The 15,603-nt window shown below is 62.1% G+C and carries 26 protein-coding genes; all 26 read left to right on the forward strand.

From position 1 onward, the window contains the following. Window positions 1–231 precede the first annotated feature (231 nt). The 26 genes from rpsL to secY all read left to right on the forward strand — a co-directional run bounded on the left by rpsL (window position 232) and on the right by secY (window position 15,553). On the forward strand, window positions 232–603 hold the full coding sequence (gene rpsL / locus JO965_RS09405) for a 30S ribosomal protein S12 (RefSeq protein ID WP_009764294.1): 372 nt from the start codon (window positions 232–234) through the stop codon (window positions 601–603). Window positions 604–630: 27 nt separating this feature from the next. Further along, window positions 631–1,101, forward strand: a complete 471-nt coding sequence (gene rpsG, locus JO965_RS09410; protein WP_036358330.1) for a 30S ribosomal protein S7 — start codon at window positions 631–633, stop codon at window positions 1,099–1,101. Between the two features lie 19 nt (window positions 1,102–1,120). Next, the gene (fusA, locus tag JO965_RS09415; RefSeq protein WP_203443399.1) at window positions 1,121–3,196 is read left to right on the forward strand and encodes an elongation factor G; all 2,076 of its coding nucleotides are present in this window, start codon (window positions 1,121–1,123) and stop codon (window positions 3,194–3,196) included. A gap of 45 nt (window positions 3,197–3,241) precedes the next feature. Then, window positions 3,242–4,432 carry an elongation factor Tu gene (tuf, locus tag JO965_RS09420; RefSeq protein ID WP_203443392.1) on the forward strand — a complete coding sequence of 397 codons (1,191 nt, stop codon included), beginning with the start codon at window positions 3,242–3,244 and terminating at the stop codon, window positions 4,430–4,432. Between the two features lie 67 nt (window positions 4,433–4,499). Next, a complete protein-coding gene (gene rpsJ / locus JO965_RS09425) occupies window positions 4,500–4,808 on the forward strand; it encodes a 30S ribosomal protein S10 (protein WP_009764298.1) in 309 nt (102 codons plus the stop codon). Between the two features lie 46 nt (window positions 4,809–4,854). Further along, entirely contained in the window at window positions 4,855–5,583 is a 729-nt protein-coding gene (gene rplC, locus JO965_RS09430) for a 50S ribosomal protein L3 (RefSeq protein WP_203443400.1), read from the forward strand. After that, on the forward strand, window positions 5,583–6,203 hold the full coding sequence (gene rplD, locus JO965_RS09435; RefSeq protein WP_114947421.1) for a 50S ribosomal protein L4: 621 nt from the start codon (window positions 5,583–5,585) through the stop codon (window positions 6,201–6,203). The genes rplC and rplD overlap by 1 nt, the downstream gene beginning before the upstream one ends. Beyond that, window positions 6,200–6,496 carry a 50S ribosomal protein L23 gene (locus JO965_RS09440; protein ID WP_036358344.1) on the forward strand — a complete coding sequence of 99 codons (297 nt, stop codon included), beginning with the start codon at window positions 6,200–6,202 and terminating at the stop codon, window positions 6,494–6,496. Before rplD ends, JO965_RS09440 begins: the two co-directional genes overlap by 4 nt. A gap of 20 nt (window positions 6,497–6,516) precedes the next feature. Continuing rightward, a complete protein-coding gene (rplB, locus tag JO965_RS09445) occupies window positions 6,517–7,353 on the forward strand; it encodes a 50S ribosomal protein L2 (RefSeq protein ID WP_203443401.1) in 837 nt (278 codons plus the stop codon). Window positions 7,354–7,368: 15 nt separating this feature from the next. Beyond that, entirely contained in the window at window positions 7,369–7,647 is a 279-nt protein-coding gene (rpsS, locus tag JO965_RS09450) for a 30S ribosomal protein S19 (protein ID WP_036358350.1), read from the forward strand. A 1-nt stretch (window position 7,648) separates the two neighbouring features. Next, window positions 7,649–8,029 carry a 50S ribosomal protein L22 gene (gene rplV, locus JO965_RS09455; protein ID WP_152712967.1) on the forward strand — a complete coding sequence of 127 codons (381 nt, stop codon included), beginning with the start codon at window positions 7,649–7,651 and terminating at the stop codon, window positions 8,027–8,029. 11 nt (window positions 8,030–8,040) lie between these two features. Beyond that, the gene (rpsC, locus tag JO965_RS09460) at window positions 8,041–8,745 is read left to right on the forward strand and encodes a 30S ribosomal protein S3 (RefSeq protein ID WP_036358354.1); all 705 of its coding nucleotides are present in this window, start codon (window positions 8,041–8,043) and stop codon (window positions 8,743–8,745) included. Between the two features lie 27 nt (window positions 8,746–8,772). Next, window positions 8,773–9,186, forward strand: coding sequence for a 50S ribosomal protein L16 (rplP, locus tag JO965_RS09465; RefSeq protein ID WP_203443402.1), 414 nt, complete (start codon window positions 8,773–8,775; stop codon window positions 9,184–9,186). A gap of 10 nt (window positions 9,187–9,196) precedes the next feature. Next, window positions 9,197–9,409 carry a 50S ribosomal protein L29 gene (gene rpmC, locus JO965_RS09470; protein ID WP_203443403.1) on the forward strand — a complete coding sequence of 71 codons (213 nt, stop codon included), beginning with the start codon at window positions 9,197–9,199 and terminating at the stop codon, window positions 9,407–9,409. Between the two features lie 12 nt (window positions 9,410–9,421). Further along, a complete protein-coding gene (gene rpsQ, locus JO965_RS09475; protein ID WP_099511396.1) occupies window positions 9,422–9,661 on the forward strand; it encodes a 30S ribosomal protein S17 in 240 nt (79 codons plus the stop codon). Window positions 9,662–9,825: 164 nt separating this feature from the next. Further along, window positions 9,826–10,194: a 50S ribosomal protein L14 gene (gene rplN / locus JO965_RS09480; RefSeq protein WP_009764309.1), complete on the forward strand. Its 369-nt coding sequence runs from the start codon at window positions 9,826–9,828 to the stop codon at window positions 10,192–10,194. Then, a complete protein-coding gene (rplX, locus tag JO965_RS09485) occupies window positions 10,194–10,511 on the forward strand; it encodes a 50S ribosomal protein L24 (protein ID WP_203443404.1) in 318 nt (105 codons plus the stop codon). The genes rplN and rplX overlap by 1 nt, the downstream gene beginning before the upstream one ends. Further along, window positions 10,504–11,070 (forward strand): 50S ribosomal protein L5, encoded by a 567-nt coding sequence (gene rplE / locus JO965_RS09490; RefSeq protein WP_173945697.1) that lies wholly within the window; start codon window positions 10,504–10,506, stop codon window positions 11,068–11,070. Before rplX ends, rplE begins: the two co-directional genes overlap by 8 nt. Window positions 11,071–11,109: 39 nt before the next feature. Next, window positions 11,110–11,415: a 30S ribosomal protein S14 gene (gene rpsN, locus JO965_RS09495; RefSeq protein ID WP_036358373.1), complete on the forward strand. Its 306-nt coding sequence runs from the start codon at window positions 11,110–11,112 to the stop codon at window positions 11,413–11,415. Between the two features lie 15 nt (window positions 11,416–11,430). Then, the gene (gene rpsH, locus JO965_RS09500) at window positions 11,431–11,826 is read left to right on the forward strand and encodes a 30S ribosomal protein S8 (protein ID WP_173945696.1); all 396 of its coding nucleotides are present in this window, start codon (window positions 11,431–11,433) and stop codon (window positions 11,824–11,826) included. A 36-nt stretch (window positions 11,827–11,862) separates the two neighbouring features. Further along, window positions 11,863–12,396 (forward strand): 50S ribosomal protein L6, encoded by a 534-nt coding sequence (gene rplF / locus JO965_RS09505; protein ID WP_203443405.1) that lies wholly within the window; start codon window positions 11,863–11,865, stop codon window positions 12,394–12,396. A 12-nt stretch (window positions 12,397–12,408) separates the two neighbouring features. Further along, entirely contained in the window at window positions 12,409–12,771 is a 363-nt protein-coding gene (rplR, locus tag JO965_RS09510; protein WP_203443406.1) for a 50S ribosomal protein L18, read from the forward strand. Between the two features lie 64 nt (window positions 12,772–12,835). After that, window positions 12,836–13,405 carry a 30S ribosomal protein S5 gene (rpsE, locus tag JO965_RS09515; RefSeq protein ID WP_099511403.1) on the forward strand — a complete coding sequence of 190 codons (570 nt, stop codon included), beginning with the start codon at window positions 12,836–12,838 and terminating at the stop codon, window positions 13,403–13,405. Between the two features lie 14 nt (window positions 13,406–13,419). Continuing rightward, window positions 13,420–13,626 (forward strand): 50S ribosomal protein L30, encoded by a 207-nt coding sequence (gene rpmD, locus JO965_RS09520; protein WP_199047545.1) that lies wholly within the window; start codon window positions 13,420–13,422, stop codon window positions 13,624–13,626. A 10-nt stretch (window positions 13,627–13,636) separates the two neighbouring features. Further along, a complete protein-coding gene (gene rplO, locus JO965_RS09525; protein WP_203443407.1) occupies window positions 13,637–14,110 on the forward strand; it encodes a 50S ribosomal protein L15 in 474 nt (157 codons plus the stop codon). A 105-nt stretch (window positions 14,111–14,215) separates the two neighbouring features. After that, complete coding sequence (secY, locus tag JO965_RS09530) at window positions 14,216–15,553, forward strand: preprotein translocase subunit SecY (protein WP_203443408.1); 1,338 nt, start codon at window positions 14,216–14,218, stop codon at window positions 15,551–15,553. Window positions 15,554–15,603 lie beyond the last annotated feature (50 nt).

A 15,603-nucleotide genomic window follows, 5' to 3' on the forward strand; every position in this document is an offset into this window, starting at 1 on the left:
AACGCTGCCGAACTCAACCTTGACTGACAAATGTCAGATTTAGGGCACGACCGCGGTGATAAAAACCGTGGTCCTCTGCAATCGCACCGCGCCAGGGGCTTACCCAAGTCAATGGCGTGGCTTCGTTTTGTGCAACCTAAAAAGGTCCGCAGAAACGTCGAGGTGCGGCGTTAAACCGTTGAAGACACTCGCAAGGCCACCGCGTCGGTGGCTGGTGAAAGAGGGCACAGGATGCCAACGATCTCTCAGCTGATCCGCAAGCCGCGGACGGCGCAAAAGAGCCGGAATAAGGTTCCCGCGCTTGAGGCCTGCCCGCAGAAGCGCGGCGTGTGCACGCGCGTCTACACGACGACCCCGAAGAAGCCGAACTCGGCTCTCCGTAAGGTTGCCAAGGTTCGTCTAACGAACGGATTTGAAGTCATCGGGTACATCCCCGGTGAAGGTCACAACCTTCAGGAGCACTCCGTGGTCATGATCCGCGGCGGCCGCGTGAAGGACCTTCCGGGTGTCCGCTACCACATCCTCCGCGGTGTTCTCGACACCCAGGGCGTGAAGAATCGTAAGCAGCGTCGTTCGAAGTACGGCGCGAAGCGGCCGAAGTAAGCCGTCAACTGTCATTGAGGTCAGCTCATGTCCCGCCGCCACAGCGCCGAAAAGCGTGAGATTATCCCGGATCCGAAGTTCGGGGATATCGTCGTCACCAAGTTCATGAACTCCATCATGTACGACGGCAAGAAGTCCGCTGCCGAGAGCATCGTCTACGGTGCCTTCGACAGCATTGAGAGCCGCGCCAAGGCGAACCCGCTCGAGGTCTTCAAGCAGGCCCTCGACAACGTCGCTCCGGCGATCGAAGTCCGTTCCCGTCGCGTCGGCGGTGCGACGTACCAGGTCCCGGTCGAGGTTCGTGCCGAGCGTCGTCAGGCTCTCGCGATCCGCTGGATCATTCAGGCCGCCCGCGGCCGCAACGACAAGACCATGGTCGAGCGTCTCTCTGCCGAACTGCTCGATGCCTCGAACAACCGCGGCAATGCCGTCAAGAAGCGCGAAGATACCCACCGTATGGCGGAAGCCAACCGTGCGTTCTCGCACTACCGCTGGTAACGGCCTGAGGAGCTGAGCGATGCCCCGCACGCACGCGATTGAGGACTACCGTAATTTCGGCATCATGGCCCACATCGATGCCGGCAAGACCACCACGACCGAGCGCATCCTGTACTACACCGGTAAGTCCCACAAGATCGGTGAAGTGCACGAAGGTGCCGCCACCATGGACTGGATGGAGCAGGAGCAGGAGCGTGGCATCACGATCACGTCTGCTGCCACCACCTGCTTCTGGAACAACAAGCGTCTGAACATCATCGACACCCCCGGCCACGTCGACTTCACCATCGAAGTCGAGCGTTCGCTGCGCGTGCTCGACGGCGCCGTCTGCGTTCTCGACGGCAACCAGGGCGTCGAGCCCCAGACCGAGACCGTGTGGCGTCAGGCCGACAAGTATGACGTTCCCCGCGTTGTGTTCGTCAATAAGATGGACAAGACCGGCGCGAACTTCTTCAACTGCGTCGATGACATCGTGAAGCGCGTCGCCGGTAAGCCCGTCTGCCTTCAGATCCCGATCGGCGCCGAGAGCGACTTCCGTGGCATGGTCGATCTGATCAAGATGAAGGCTCTGGTCTGGTCCGGCGAGTCGCTCGGAGCCAGCTTCGACGAGGTCGAAATCCCAGCTGACCTGAAGGACCAGGCTGCCGAGTATCGCGCCAAGCTCGTCGAGGCCGCTGTCGAAATGGACGACGACGCTCTGGCTGCTTACCTCGAAGGCCAGGAGCCCGACGAGGCGACCCTCCGTCGTCTGATCCGTACAGCCGTGCAGCGTCGCGCCTTCCATCCGGTGCTCTGTGGTTCCGCGTTCAAGAACAAGGGCGTTCAGCCCCTGCTCGACGCGGTCGTGGACTTCCTGCCGTCCCCGGCAGACCGTGAGGCTATCCAGGGCATCGACTTCAAGACCGAAGAGCCGACGACCCGTAAGCCGACCGACGAAGAAGGCTTCTCCATGCTCGCGTTCAAGATCATGGACGACCCCTTCGTGGGCACGATCACCTTCTGCCGCGTGTATTCGGGCAAGGTGAACGCCGGCGACACGCTGCTCAACTCGTCTCGCGACAAGAAAGAGCGCGTTGGCCGCATGCTTCTCATGCATGCGAACAACCGTGAGGACATCAAGGAAGCCTATGCCGGCGACATCGTCGCTCTGGCCGGCCTCAAGGAAGTCCGCACCGGCGACACGCTTTGCGATCCGAACAAGGCCGTCATCCTCGAGCGTATGGAGTTCCCTGAGCCCGTCATCGAGATCGCGATCGAGCCGAAGTCGAAGGCCGACCAGGAAAAGCTGGGTCTGGCTCTCTCGAAGCTGGCTGCCGAGGATCCGTCCTTCCGCGTCTCCACCGACCAGGAGTCGGGCCAGACGATTCTGAAGGGCATGGGCGAACTTCACCTCGACATCAAGGTCGACATTCTCCGTCGTACCTACAAGGTCGATGCGAATATCGGCGCTCCGCAGGTCGCCTATCGTGAGACGATCACGAAGAAGGCTGAAGTTGACTACACCCACAAGAAGCAGACCGGCGGTACCGGGCAGTTCGCTCGCGTCAAGATCGTCGTTCAGCCGAACGAGCAGGGTGCAGGCTTCGCCTTCGAGTCGAAGATCGTCGGCGGTGCGGTTCCGAAGGAATACATCCCGGGCGTTGAAAAAGGCCTCCAGTCGGTCGTGGGCGCTGGCGTCGTCGCCGGCTTCCCGGTGGTCGACCTCAAGGTCGAGCTCATCGACGGTGCCTTCCACGAAGTCGACTCGTCGGCACTGGCCTTCGAAATCGCTTCTCGCGCTGCTCTCCGTGAGGCCCTCCAGAAGGGCGGATCGGTTCTGCTCGAGCCCGTGATGAAGGTCGAAGTCACGACTCCTGAGGACTACACCGGTTCGGTGATCGGTGATCTCAACTCCCGTCGTGGCCAGATCCAGGGTCAGGACATGCGCGGCAATGCCGTGGTCATCAATGCGATGGTCCCGCTCGCCAACATGTTCGGCTACGTCAACACCCTGCGCGGCATGAGCCAGGGGCGTGCGAGCTACACCATGCAGTTCGACCACTACGAGCAGGTGCCGTCGAACGTGGCTGCCGAGGTTCAGGCGAAATACGCCTGAACCCACTAAGCGAATATTTGAAAGATCAAAGGAACGGGTGCCACGATGGCGAAGGAAAAGTTTGAGCGCACTAAGCCGCACTGCAACATTGGGACGATTGGTCACGTGGACCATGGCAAGACGTCTCTGACGGCGGCGATCACGAAGGTTCTGGCGGAGTCGGGCGGGGCGACGTTCACGGCCTATGACCAGATCGACAAGGCGCCGGAAGAGAAGGCGCGCGGCATCACGATCTCGACCGCGCACGTGGAGTACGAGACCACGAACCGGCACTATGCCCACGTCGACTGCCCCGGCCACGCCGACTACGTGAAGAACATGATCACCGGCGCGGCGCAGATGGACGGCGCGATCCTGGTGGTGTCGTCGGCCGACGGCCCGATGCCGCAGACCCGCGAGCACATCCTGCTCGCCCGTCAGGTCGGTGTGCCGGCCCTGGTGGTGTTCATGAACAAGGTCGACATGGTCGACGACGCCGAGCTGCTCGACCTGGTCGAGCTCGAGGTGCGCGAGCTTTTGTCGAAGTACGACTTCCCGGGCGACGACATTCCGATCGTGAAGGGCTCGGCGTTGTGCGCGCTGGAGGACCGGTCGCCGGAGATCGGCCGCGAGCGCGTGCTCGAGCTGATGGCCGAGGTCGACCGCTACATCCCGCAGCCGGAGCGTCCGATCGACCAGCCGTTCCTGATGCCGATCGAGGACGTGTTCTCGATCTCGGGCCGTGGCACGGTGGTGACGGGTCGCGTCGAGCGCGGCATCGTGAAGGTCGGCGAGGAAGTGGAGATCGTGGGTCTGCGCGACACGCAGAAGACCACGGTGACCGGCGTCGAGATGTTCCGCAAGCTGCTCGATCAGGGCCAGGCGGGCGACAACGTCGGCGTGCTCTTGCGCGGCACGAAGCGCGAGGACGTGGAGCGCGGCCAGGTGCTGTGCAAGCCGGGCTCGATCAAGCCGCACACCAAGTTCAAGGCCGAGGCGTACATCCTGACCAAGGAAGAGGGTGGCCGTCACACGCCGTTCTTCGGCAACTACCGGCCGCAGTTCTACTTCCGCACGACGGACGTGACCGGGGTGGTGAAGCTGCCTGAGGGCACCGAGATGGTGATGCCGGGCGACAACATCACGATGGAAGTCGAGCTGATTGCGCCGATCGCCATGGAAGAGAAGCTGCGCTTCGCCATCCGCGAAGGCGGCCGCACCGTCGGCGCCGGCGTCGTCGCCGCCGTGATGGATTAATTTGAGAGGATCAAAGGACAGCGGCCGGGTTTCGGCTCGGTCGCTTCCCTTGTTGAATGGATAAGCCATGAACGGTCAAAACATTCGTATTCGCCTTAAGGCGTTCGACCACAGGATCCTCGACGCTTCGACACGCGAAATCGTGTCGACCGCGAAGCGGACCGGCGCTCAGGTGCGCGGACCCATCCCGCTGCCGACGCGCATCGAGCGCTTTACGGTGCTTCGCTCGCCGCACATCGACAAGAAGTCGCGCGAGCAGTTCGAGATGCGCACTCACAAGCGTGTTCTCGATATCGTGGACCCCACCCCGCAGACGGTTGATGCTCTGATGAAGCTCGATCTCGCTGCTGGTGTGGACGTGGAAATCAAGCTCTAAGCCTCGGGCTTGGAGCCTTCGGTAGACACGCCGAGAGGATACGCACATGCGCTCAGGCGTCATTGCACAGAAAGTCGGGATGACCCGCATCTTCACGGATGCAGGCGAGCATGTCCCGGTCACGGTTCTGAAGGTCGACAGCTGCCAAGTCGTCGCCCACCGGACCAAGGAAAAGAACGGCTACACCGCGCTGCAGGTCGGCGTCGGCAAGGCCAAGGTGAAGAACGTTTCGAAGGCCGAGCGCGGAAGTTTCGCCGTTGCCCAGGTCGAGCCGAAGCGCAAGCTCGCGGAGTTCCGCGTCTCCGAGGATGCTGTCATCCCGGTCGGCGCCGAGATCACCGCTGATCACTTCATTGCCGGTCAGTTCGTGGATGTCACGGGCATCACGACCGGTAAGGGCTTCGCCGGCGGCATGAAGCGCTGGAACTTCGGCGGACTGCGCGCCACGCACGGCGTGTCGGTCTCCCACCGCTCGATCGGTTCGACCGGTGGCCGCCAGGATCCGGGCAAGACGTTCAAGAACAAGAAGATGCCGGGTCACCTGGGTGTGGAGCGCGTCACCACGCAGAACCTGCGTGTCGTGTCGACCGACGTCGAGCGCGGTCTGATCCTCGTTGAAGGCGCCGTTCCCGGCGTTGCCGGCGGCTGGATCTTCGTCCGCGATGCGGTGAAGCGCAAGCTGCCGAAGGAAGTGCCGATGCCCGGCTCGTTCCGCACGGCCAACGATGCTGCGCCGGCCGCCCAGGCTGAGCAGGCCCAAGAGGAGAATGCGTGATGAAGCTTGATGTCACCACGCTCGAAGGCGCCAAGGCCGGTTCCGTGGATCTCAACGAGGCCATTTTCGGTCTCGAGCCGCGCGCCGATCTGCTCGCCCGTTGCGTCCGCTGGCAGCTCGCGAAGCGCCAGGCCGGAACGCACGCCGTCAAGAATCGTTCGGACATCGACCGGACGACGAAGAAGGTCTACAAGCAGAAGGGCACAGGTAGCGCCCGTCACGGCGCAGCGAGCGCTCCCCAGTTCCGGGGCGGCGGTCGTGCCTTTGGCCCGCAGGTCCGCAGCCATGCTCACGACCTGCCCAAGAAGGTTCGCGCTCTGGCCCTGAAGCATGCGCTTTCGTCCAAGGCCAAGGACGCCTCGCTCGTCGTGATCGACGACGTGAAGCTCGCCGAGCCGAAGACGAAGGCTCTCGTCGAGCGCTTCGGCAAGCTCGGCCTCGGCAACGCCCTGATCATCGGCGGAGCCGAGATCGAGACGAACTTCCAGCGGGCTGCTCGCAACATCCCGAACATCGACGTCCTGCCGGTGCAGGGCATCAACGTCTATGACATCCTGCGTCGCGAGAAGCTTGTTCTCACGAAGTCGGCTGTCGATGCGCTGGAGGCGCGCTTCAAATGAGCCTGGACCCGCGCCATTACGATGTGATCGTAAGCCCGGTCATCACTGAGAAGGCCACGACCCTGTCCGAACAGAACAAGGTCGTCTTCAAGGTGCGGCTGGATGCGACGAAGCCGCAGATCAAGGAAGCGGTTGAGAAGCTGTTCGATGTCAAGGTGAAGAGCGTCAACACGCTCGTCACCAAGGGCAAAGTGAAGATGTTCCGCGGCACCCGCGGCCAGCGGTCGGACGTGAAGAAGGCGGTCGTAACCCTCGCAGAGGGCCAGACCATCGACGTCACGACGGGCCTCTGATCGGTTGAGAGAGTGATCCGATGGCTTTGAAAACATTCAAACCAATCACCCCCGGCCTGCGCCAGCTGGTGATCGTCGACCGCAGCGAGCTCTACAAGGGCAAGCCGGTCAAGAAGCTGACGGAGGGCAAGAACTCCTCCGGCGGCCGTAACAACCTGGGTCGCGTGACCGTCCGCTTCCGTGGCGGTGGTCACAAGCGCACCCTCCGTCTGGTCGACTTCAAGCGTCGTACCCGTCTGGGCGATGTGGCGACCGTGGAGCGGATCGAGTACGATCCCAACCGCACCGCCTTCATTGCGCTCATCGGTTACGCCGACGGCGAGCAGTCCTACATCCTGGCCCCGCAGCGTCTGGCTGTCGGCGATCAGGTGTCGGCTGGCGAGCAGGTCGACATTAAGCCGGGCAACGCGATGCCGATCGGCAACATGCCGGTGGGAACGATCATCCACAATGTCGAGCTGAAGATCGGCAAGGGCGGCGCACTCGCCCGCTCCGCCGGCACCTACGCTCAGATCGTGGGTCGTGACCAGGGCTACGTGACGATCCGCCTGAACTCCGGCGAGCAACGTCTGGTCCATGGCCTGTGCTTCGCCAGCGTCGGCGCGGTGTCGAACCCGGACCACATGAACACCTCGATCGGTAAGGCTGGTCGTAACCGTTGGCTCGGCAAGCGCCCGCATAACCGCGGTGTCGCCATGAATCCGATCGACCACCCGCACGGTGGTGGTGAGGGCCGCACCTCCGGTGGTCGCCATCCGGTATCCCCGTGGGGCGTACCGACCAAGGGCAAGAAAACCCGTTCGAACAAGCGGACCGACAAGTTCATCGTGTCGAGCCGCCACGCTCGGAAGAAGTAAGGATAGAGGCACGTCATGGCACGTTCGCTTTGGAAGGGTCCGTTCGTCGACGGCTACCTCCTCAAGAAGGCCGAGGCTGCCCGTTCCTCGGGCCGCAACGAGGTTATCAAGATCTGGAGCCGCCGCTCCACGATTCTCCCGCAGTTCGTGGGCCTCACTTTCGGGGTCTACAACGGTCAGAAGCACATTCCCGTCTCCGTGAGCGAGGAAATGGTGGGTCACAAGTTCGGCGAGTTCTCGCCGACCCGCACGTTCCACGGCCACGCGGCGGACAAGAAGGCGAAGAGGAAGTAAGATGGGTAAGGCCGCGACTCCTCGCGCACTGAGCGACACTGAGGCTCAAGCCGTCGCTCGCATGCTGCGCGTCAGCCCCCAGAAGCTCAACCTTGTTGCGGCCCTTATCCGCGGCAAGAAAGTTTCTGCGGCTCTCGCCGATCTCGAGTTCTCACGCAAGCGCATCGCTCGCGACGTGAAGAAGTGCCTCGAGAGCGCCATTGCCAACGCCGAGAACAACCACAATCTCGATGTGGATGATCTCGTCGTCAGCCAGGCTTTCGTCGGCAAGGCGCTCGTCATGAAGCGCTTCCACGCCCGGGCCCGTGGCCGGGGTGCTCGTATCATGAAGCCGTTCTCGAACCTCACGATCGTGGTTCGGGAAGTTGCCGAACAGGCATAAAGGAGAACCAGATGGGTCAGAAAGTTAACCCGATCGGTCTTCGGCTCGGCATCAACCGGACCTGGGACTCGCGCTGGTTCGCCGGCAAGGGCGAGTACGCCAAGCTGATGCACGAGGACATGGCGATCCGCGAAGCTCTCATGAAGCAGCTGAAGCAGGCCGCCGTTTCGAAGATCGTCATCGAGCGTCCGCACAAGAAGTGCCGCGTCACTATCCACTCGGGCCGTCCGGGCGTGGTGATCGGCAAGAAGGGTGCGGACATCGAGAAGCTGCGCAAGCTCGTCTCGAAGATGACGGACGCCGACGTGGCGATCAACATCGTCGAAGTCCGCAAGCCGGAAGTCGACGCGACGCTGGTGGCCGACTCGATCGCTCAGCAGCTCGAGCGCCGTGTCGCTTTCCGCCGTGCCATGAAGCGCGCCGTTCAGTCGGCCATGCGTCTGGGCGCCGAGGGCATCCGTATCAACTGCTCGGGCCGTCTGGGTGGCGCTGAAATCGCCCGCCTCGAATGGTACCGCGAGGGCCGCGTTCCGCTGCACACGCTGCGTGCGGACGTGGATTACGGCACGTCCACGGCCTTCACGACCTATGGCACCTGCGGCATCAAGGTCTGGATCTTCAAGGGCGAAATCCTTGAGCACGATCCGATGGCCCAGGACAAGCGGATGAACGACGAAGGAGGCCGCTCCGGTGGCCGCCGCGAGCAGGCGGCGTAACCGAGAGGTCAGGAGAGGTTTGTTGCCATGTTGCAACCGAAGAAAACCAAGTTCCGTAAGCAGTTCAAGGGCCGTATTTCCGGCACCGCGAAGGGCGGCACGGACCTCAACTTCGGCCAGTTCGGCCTGAAGGCGATGGAACCCGAGCGCATCAACGCTCGTCAGATCGAAGCGGCTCGCCGCGCGATCACCCGCGCCATGAAGCGCGCGGGTCGTGTGTGGATCCGGATCTTCCCGGACGTGCCGGTGTCGTCGAAGCCGACCGAAGTGCGTATGGGTAAGGGTAAGGGCGCTCCCGAATTCTGGGCGGCCAAGGTGAAGCCTGGCCGTATCATGTTCGAGATCGACGGCGTATCCGAGGACATCGCTCGCGAGGCCCTGCGCCTCGGCGCTGCGAAGCTCCCGATCAAGACGCGCTTCATCCAGCGCATTGCCGAGTAAGGAGGGGATCATGAAGTCTAAGCAGAGAGCCTCTGACCTCAACGCGATGTCGAAGGACCAGCTGTCGGATGAGCTGCTGAACCTGAAGAAGGAGCAGTTCAACCTCCGCTTCCAGCGCGCCACCGGCCAACTCGAGAACACCGGACGTGTCCGTGAAGTCCGCAGGGACATCGCCCGCGTCAAGACGCTGCAGCGCCAGAAGTCGGCCGCGGCGAAGGCTTAAGAGGGATTCAAGATGCCAAAGCGCGTTTTGCAGGGCGTCGTTGTCAGCGACAAGCAGGACAAGACGGTCGTCGTGAAGGTAGAGCGCCGTTTCACGCACCCGGTCATGAAGAAGACCGTGCGTAAGACGAAGAACTACCACGCTCATGATGAGAACAACACAGCCAAGGTGGGCGACACGGTCTTCATTGAAGAGACCAAGCCGCTCTCCAAACTCAAGACCTGGGTGCTCGTCGACCAAGCGAAGGCTTAAAAAGGCCTTCGCTAGGGGTTGTCTTAAAGGGGCGGTTCGTGTATACGGCCGCCTCTCTCGACATTTGAAGGGCAGGGGACATGAGATCCCCGTCAGGCGTAGTCCGGGGGGCAATCCTGCCTTGGCCCGGAAACCTGTCTGAAACAAAGGAAAGGATCAAAGCCATGATCCAGATGCAGACGAATCTTGACGTCGCCGACAATTCCGGCGCCCGTCGCGTGATGTGCATCAAGGTTCTCGGCGGTTCGAAGCGTAAGTACGCTTCCGTGGGCGATATCATCGTCGTATCCGTAAAAGAGGCTATTCCGCGCGGTCGCGTGAAGAAGGGCGATGTCATGAAGGCAGTCGTCGTTCGCACCGCGAAGGACATCCGTCGCGCTGACGGCTCGGTCATCCGTTTTGACCGCAATGCCGCCGTTCTGATCAACAATCAGAAAGAGCCGGTCGGCACCCGTATCTTCGGCCCCGTTCCGCGTGAACTGCGTGCCAAGAACCACATGAAAATCATTTCGCTTGCGCCGGAGGTGCTCTAATGGCCGCGAAGATCAAGAAGGGCGATAAGGTCGTCGTCCTGACCGGTCGCGACAAGGGCAAGACCGGTGAAGTCGTGCAGATGCTCCCGAAGGAAGAGCGCGCGGTCGTCCGTGGCGTGAACATCGTGAAGCGTCACCAGCGCCAGACGGCAAACTCCGAGGGTGGCATCATCTCGAAAGAGGCGAGCATCCATCTGTCGAACCTGGCCTACGCGGACCCGAAGGACGGCAAGCCGACCCGGGTTGGTTTCAAAGTTCTCGAAGACGGCCGCAAGGTTCGTTTCGCCAAGCGTTCGGGAGACCTGATCGATGGCTAAGGCTCAGGTGGACGGCTACACGCCGCGGCTGAAGAAGCACTACGAGGAAGTGGTGCGTCCGAAGCTCATTGAAGAATTCGGCTACAAGAACCCCATGGAAGTGCCGACGATCGAGAAGATCGTCCTCAACATGGGTGTTGGCGAATCGACCGCCGACTCGAAGAAGGCTTCGGTCGCTGCTGCCGATCTCGCGCTCATCGCCGGCCAGAAGCCGGTGATCACGAAGGCCCGTAAGGCTATCTCGCAGTTCAAGGTCCGCGAGAACATGCCGATCGGCGCCAAGGTTACGCTGCGCAAGGTTCGTATGTACGAATTCCTTGACCGTCTCGTGACCATCGCTCTCCCGCGCGTCCGCGACTTCCGGGGCCTGAACCCCAAGTCGTTCGACGGCCGCGGCAACTACGCAATGGGTATCAAGGAGCACCTGGTGTTCCCTGAGATCAATTACGATAGGGTCGAGCAGGTTTGGGGCATGGACGTCGTCATCACCACTACGGCGAAGACCGACGAAGAAGCCCGCGCCCTGCTGCGTCACTTCAACTTCCCGTTCCGGCAGTGAGGATAGCTGTCCTCAAACGCGGACACTGGAGATAAAAGCATGGCTAAGAAAAGCGCTATTGAGAAGAACAAGCATCGTCGTGAGCTAGTGAAGAAGTTCGCTGGCCGCCGCGAGCGCCTCCTGGCGGTCGCCAACGACGAGTCGAAGTCCATGGAGGAGCGCTTCGAGGCGCGCCTCAAGCTGGCTGAGCTGCCGCGCAACGCGAGCAAGACCCGTATCCGCAACCGCTGCGAGATCACAGGCCGCCCGCGCGCTTACTACCGCAAGCTCGGCATGTCGCGTATCGCTCTGCGCGAGCTCGGCAACAAGGGCCTGATCCCGGGCCTTGTGAAGTCCAGCTGGTAAGGGGGAGGGCATCATATGATCAACGATCCGTTGGGCGATATGCTCACCCGTATCCGCAACGCGCAAATGCGCCGTCGCGGGTCCGTCTCCACCCCTGGCTCGAAGCTCCGCGCTCGCGTCCTCGAGGTTCTGAAGTCCGAGGGCTACATCCGCGACTACTCGCAGACCGAGTTCGGCAACGGCCGGACCGAGTTCTCGATCGAGCTGAAGTACTATGACGGCCAGCCGGTGATCCGCTCCATCGAGCGAGTCTCCAAGCCGGGCCGCCGCGTGTATGCTTCCGTCGACACCATGCCGCGCGTGGCTGACGGGCTGGGCATCACCATTCTCTCGACGCCCCAGGGCGTGATGGCCGATCACGAGGCCCGGGAGAAGAACGTGGGCGGCGAAGTGCTCTGCAAGGTCTTCTAAGACTTAGCACCCGCACAGAACCACGGAGATTCGAAAATGTCCCGAGTAGGCAAGAAGCCCGTTCCGGTTCCGTCAGGTGTGACGGCGACCGTTGACGGTCAGATGGTGAAAGTTAAGGGCTCGAAGGGCGAACTCTCGTTCCTCGTTCCCGAAGAAGTGTCGGTTGTTCTCGAAGACGGCGCCGTGTCGGTTAACCCGCGCGACGAGTCCAAGACGGCCCGTGCGAAGTGGGGTATGTCCCGCGCTCAGGTGGCGAACCTGGTCGAAGGCGTGTCCAAGGGCTTCGAGAAGCGCCTTGAGATCAACGGCGTCGGCTACAAGGCCGCCGTTGCCGGCAAGGTGCTGAAGCTGTCGCTGGGCTATAGCCACGATATCGACTACGAGATCCCGGCCGGCGTGACGATCACGACACCGAAGCCGACGGAAGTCGTCGTTGTCGGCATCGACAAGCAGGTCGTTGGTCAGACTGCCGCCGAGATCCGCGAATACCGCGGTCCGGAGCCCTATAAGGGCAAGGGCGTCAAGTATGCCAACGAGTTCATCTTCCGCAAGGAAGGCAAGAAGAAGTAAGGACGACGTATCATGGCTGAGAAGAAAGGCGCTGAAGATCGCCGCAAGGCTCGTGTGCGCCGTGCGATCAAGAAGGCAGCGAATGGCCGTCCGCGTTTGTCGGTCTTCCGTTCGTCCAAGCAGATCTATGCCCAGGTTATCGATGACGTGCGCGGCCACACGGTCGCCTCGGCTTCGACCCTCGAGGCTGACGTGAAGGGCAAGCTCAAGACCGGCGCCACTATCGATGCGGCGAAGGAAGTGGGCAAGCTCGTTGCTGAGCGCGCGGCGAAGGCCGGCGTGAAGCAGGTCATCTTCGACCGCTCGGGCTACCTCTATCACGGACGCGTCAAGGCTCTGGCCGACGCTGCTCGTGAAGGCGGTCTGGATTTCTAACGGCGGGTATAATCCAAGCAACCCTTAGCGAGCGGGCCCGCCGCCCGCGCAAGTGAGAGGTCTCATGGCTAGAGAACCAAGAGAACGTGCTGATCGCGAAGAGCGCGACAGCGAATTCGTGGACCGCCTGGTCCACATCAACCGCGTCGCCAAAGTCGTGAAGGGCGGCCGTCGCTTCGGCTTCGCTGCTCTCGTGGTCGTCGGCGATCAGAAGGGCCGCGTCGGCTTCGGCCACGGCAAGGCTCGCGAAGTGCCGGAAGCCATCCGTAAGGCAACGGACGCTGCGAAGCGCTCCATGATCCGCGTCGCTCTCCGTGAGGGCCGCACGCTTCACCACGACGTGAACGGCCGCCATGGCGCCGGTAAGGTCGTGCTGCGTGCCGCTCCTCAGGGTACCGGCATCATCGCCGGCGGTCCGATGCGCGCCGTCTTCGAGGTGGTGGGCATGCAGGACGTCGTTGCGAAGTCGCTCGGCTCGTCGAATCCCTATAACCTCGTCCGCGCGACTTTCGACGCGCTCAAGAACGAGGACAGCCCGCGTTCGGTCGCTGCTCGCCGTGGCCTGAAGGTCTCGACGCTGCAGGCTCGCCGCCGTGACGCTGACACCAGCGAAGCCGCTGGCGCTGAAGCGTAAGGGAGGCTGTAACCATGGCAAAGAAGCCTGCTGCTGCAGCATCCACCGTCACCGTTGAGCAGATCGGTTCGCCGATCCGTCGCGAGGCCAAGCAGCGCCAGACGCTGATCGGTCTCAAGCTCAACAAGCTTCACCGTACTTCGACCTTGGAAGACACGCCTGCAGTTCGCGGCATGATCGAGAAGGTCAAGCACCTCGTGCGCGTTGTAGACGGGCAGTGAGGAGAGCGTCATGAAACTCAACGAAATTCGTGACAACGAAGGTTCCACCAAGAACCGTATGCGCGTCGGCCGTGGTATCGGCTCCGGCAAGGGCAAGACCGGTGGTCGCGGCGTGAAGGGACAGAAGTCCCGCACCGGCGTGTCCATCAAGGGCTTCGAAGGCGGTCAGATGCCTCTGCACCGTCGTCTGCCGAAGCGCGGCTTCAACAAGCCGAACGCGATTGACCTGAACGAGGTTAATGTCGGCCGTATCCAGCAGGCTATCGAGGCCGGCAAGCTCGACAAGGGCGCTGCCGTGACAGTCGAGTCGCTGGTGGCCGCCGGTGTGGTCTCCAAGCCGCGCGACGGCGTGAAGATCCTCGGCGTCGGCGAGCTCAAGGCTAAGCTTTCCTTCCAGGTCCATGGCGCGTCCAAGTCGGCCGTCGAAGCGATCGAGAAGGCTGGTGGCTCGGTTACCCTCCTGGGTGCCGTTGCGCAGGCGTGAGCCCGCGCCCACATTGACTAAGATCCAAGCGGCGGCCCGCGTCTGATCGCGTGGCCGCCGTTTGCGTGATGATCGTCACGTACCAGGTATTTCGGGGACACCACTATGGCCTCAGCAGCCGAGCAACTTGCGGCAAACATCAATTTCGGCGCCATCGCCAAGGCCGATGAGCTGAAGAAGCGCATCTGGTTCACCCTAGGCGCCCTCATCGTCTACCGTCTCGGCACCTATATCCCGCTGCCCGGCATCAATCCGGAGGCCCTGGCTCAGAGCTTCCAGAACGCCAGCGGCGGCGTGCTCGGCCTCTTCAACATGTTCTCGGGCGGCGCCGTGGAGCGCATGGCCATCTTTGCCCTGAACATCATGCCGTATATCTCGGCATCGATCATCGTCCAGCTCCTCACCTCCGTTCTGCCCTCCCTCGAGGCGCTCAAGAAGGAAGGCGAGGCGGGTCGCAAGATCCTAAACCAGTACACCCGATATCTCACGGTGTTCCTCGCTGTCTTCCAGTCCTGGGGTATCGCCGTCGGCCTGCAGAGTTCCGGCACCATCGTGCAGGCGCCCGGGCCGTTCTTCCTGATCTCGACCGTGATCACGCTGACTGGCGGAACGATGTTCCTGATGTGGCTCGGCGAGCAGATCACCTCGCGTGGTATCGGTAACGGCACCTCGCTGATCATCTTCGCCGGCATCGTGGCCAACCTGCCGTCGGCCATCGCCGGTACCCTCGAACTTGGCCGCCAGGGCGCGATCTCGACGGGGTTGATCCTCGGTGTCATCGTGATGGCGATCGCCATCATCTACTTTGTCGTGTTCATGGAACGCGCTCAGCGCCGTCTGCTCATCAACTATCCGAAGCGCCAGGTCGGCAACCGGATGTATGAGGGTCAGACCTCGTTCCTGCCGCTCAAGCTGAACACCTCGGGCGTGATCCCGCCGATCTTCGCGTCGTCGCTGCTTCTGCTGCCGGCCACTATCGCCAGCTTCCAGACCGGCACGGACGGCACTGGCTTCATCTCCATGCTCACGACTTATCTGGGTCATGGGCGTCCAGCCTATATGTTCCTGTATGCGGCGTTGATCGTATTCTTCGCCTTCTTCTATACGGCCATCGTCTTCAATCCTACGGAGACGGCGGACAATCTGAAGAAGCAGGGCGGCTTCATTCCGGGCATCCGTCCCGGCGAGCGCACGGCCGATTTCATCGATCAGGTGCTGACCCGCATCACCGTGTTGGGCGCCGCCTATCTGGTGATTATCTGCCTGATTCCCGAACTGCTGGTGTCCTATGCGGCTTTGCCATTCTACTTTGGCGGCACTTCGCTTCTGATCGTCGTGTCTGTTACCATGGACACGGTCGCGCAGGTGCATGGCCATCTGTTGGCTCACCAGTACGAGGGCCTCGTCAAGAAGGCGAAGCTCAAGGGCGCGCGCAGACGCTAAGATTGAACAACTCGCCGAAGGCGAGCAGATTCGACGAAGTGAGGGGGACG

The organism is Microvirga sp. VF16 (genome assembly GCF_016864375.1).
Classification (GTDB): Bacteria; Pseudomonadota; Alphaproteobacteria; order Rhizobiales; family Beijerinckiaceae; genus Microvirga.